Annotated in this window: 2 protein-coding genes; both read left to right on the top strand. The window is 61.9% G+C overall.

Annotated features, from left to right (window positions below):
- Nucleotides 1-1,453 (top strand): S9 family peptidase (locus AC1DT3_RS17405; protein ID WP_477466492.1); only part of this gene is annotated, 1,453 nt, incomplete at its 5' end.
- Nucleotides 1,454-1,676: 223 nt separating this feature from the next.
- Nucleotides 1,677-2,708 (top strand): PAS domain-containing protein (locus AC1DT3_RS17410; RefSeq protein ID WP_477466493.1); only part of this gene is annotated, 1,032 nt, incomplete at its 3' end.

The raw sequence follows: 2,708 nt of genomic DNA on the forward strand, positions 1-2,708 counted from the left end.
CCATCGGCTCGGCACCGACCCGACGACGGACGCGATCGTCTACGAAGAGAAGGATCCCGGATTCTTCGTCAAGGTGGGAAGGACTCAGTCGGATGCCTTCGTGCTGATCGAGGCGAGCGATCACGAGACGTCGGAGGTCTGGATCATCGATCGCGCCGATGCGTCCGCGACGCCGAGATTGGTCGAGCCGCGTACGCCGAACCTACGCTACGACGTCGAGCATCACGGCGACCGCCTGATCATTCTTACCAATGCCGACGGTGCGGAAGACTTCAAGATCATGACCGCGCCGATCGCGACGCCGGGTCGGGCGTTCTGGACCGATCTCGTCCCTTACCGGCCGGGCGTGATGATATTGTTCACGGTGCCGCTCGCGCATCACCTGGTGCGCCTCGAGCGCGAGGATGCAAAGCCTCGCGTCGTCATCCGTCCCTTTGCGACCGGACGGGAAGAGACGATTTCCTTCGAGGAGGAGACCTATTCCCTTGGCGTCGACGCGGGCTACGAATTCGACACCACCACTATTCGGTACCGCTATTCCTCACTGACCACGCCGAGCGAGGTGGTCGATTACGATCTCGTCACCGGCACACGGACGCTGCGCAAGCGCCAGGAGGTACCGAGCGGTCATGATCCGGCCGACTACGTCACCCGTCGGATCTTTGCCACGGCACCCGACGGCGCACAGGTCCCTGTCTCGCTGCTTCACCATCGGGACACGAAGCAGGACGGATCAGCGCCATGCCTTCTCTACGGCTACGGTTCGTACGGCGTGTCGATCCCGGCTGGCTTCCGAACCAACATTCTCTCGCTCGTCAATCGCGGCTTCGTCTTCGCCATCGCCCATGTCAGGGGCGGAACGGAAAAGGGATGGCAATGGTATCTCGACGGCAAGAGGGACAAGAAGCCGAACACCTTCACCGATTTCATCGCCTGCGGTGAAGCGCTCGCCGATGCCAACTACACGCGCCGCGGTCGCATCGTGGCGCATGGCGGCAGCGCCGGCGGCATGCTGATGGGCGCGGTTGCGAACCTGGCGCCGGATCTCTTTGCGGGCATCGTCGCCGAAGTTCCGTTTGTCGACGTGCTCAACACGATGCTCGACGCCGAGCTTCCCTTGACGCCCCCAGAATGGCCCGAATGGGGCAACCCCGGGGCCGACGAGCATGCCTTCAGAACCATCCTGTCCTATTCCCCGTACGACAATATCAATGCGCAGGAATATCCGCCGATTCTGGCACTGGGCGGCCTGACCGACCCTCGCGTGACCTATTGGGAACCGGCCAAGTGGGTCGCCAAGCTGCGCGGCACCATGACCGGCGGCGGACCCGTTCTTCTCAAACTCAATATGGAAGCCGGCCACGGCGGAGCGGCGGGACGCTTCGACCGCCTGGAAGAGGTCGCCCTGACTTATGTCTTCGCGATCAAGAGCATGAGCGGATTCTCAATCTGACTTCGATCCCAATTTCGGGGATGGACTGGAACAACGTTCGATCAGTCCTATGTCTTGGGTGAAGTCGTTTTGAGAGTTCGAGTCGATGTCCCAACGGAGCGAACCGTCACCCAATGGCGGTGCAGTCTCTACGCACAACGATAGAAGGCCCCAGACCACTGATCTGAAGCAACGGCTGTGCGAAGCGGAACGGACGCTCTCCGTAAACCAGGAAGAGCTGTGCTTGGCGTTGTCTGTGGCCGAGCTCGGATTGTGGGACTGCGATCTCGTCACCGGAGCGATGACGGGCACGCCCGCCTTCCTCGACGATCTCGGCCTCAACGGGACGATGGCGTTGAGCATCGATCTCTTCGCACGTACATCTCATCCGGATGATGCCGCAAGGGTTCAGGACGCCATCGACGCTGCCATCGAAGGGAAGCGCGACTATACCGTCACCTACCGAGTCATTCGCGCGGATGGGTCGGTTTCGCGGGTCGTCGCGACGGGACGCCCGGTTTATGCCAACGGCAAACCGATCCGCCTCATCGGCGTCACACGCGCCGTCTCCGATGCCGACCACGCCAAGGGGCAAATCGACGCCGCCCAGCAGCGGCAGCGTTTCCTGCTCGACCTCAAGGATCGTATCAGCGAGATCGACGAACCCAACGCCATCAGCGATGTCGCATCGAGTGCGCTCGCCACTTTTCTCGATGCGGATTCCGTCGGCTTCGGAGAGACGACACGATCGGAGGATGTCTTCAATCGCGAATGGGTGCGCGCTTCGGGCGAAGCGAAACCGTCGACCTACAATCTCGCCGGAACCGGGGAGATCGTGCTTGCCGCGCTCAATCGTGGCGAGACGGTTCGAATCGACGATTGTGAAAACGACATCCGCCTCGACGGAGCATCGCGACACCACTTTTCCGAGCACGCGGCGCGATCGGCGTTGGTCGCGCCACTGATCAAGAACGGACGCATCATCGCAACGCTCACCGCTTCGTCGGCCCGTCCGCACGCGTTCTCGGCTCAGGATGCGCTTCTCGGCGAAGATGTTGCGGAACGAATTTGGGCGGCGATCGAGCGCGCCAAGACTGAGACGAGTTTGCGCGAGAGCGAGGCGCGCCTGCGCATCGTTGCGGAAACGCTCCCGGCTCTGGTTTGGATCATCACGCCGGAGCTCGAGCTCGTCTATGCCAACGCGCGGTGGAGCAAGTATTCCGGTCTGCCCGAGAACGAAGCGCTTGGCTTCAGTTGGATGGACGCTGTTCATCCC

The organism is Microvirga sp. P4_G7 (assembly GCF_056401005.1).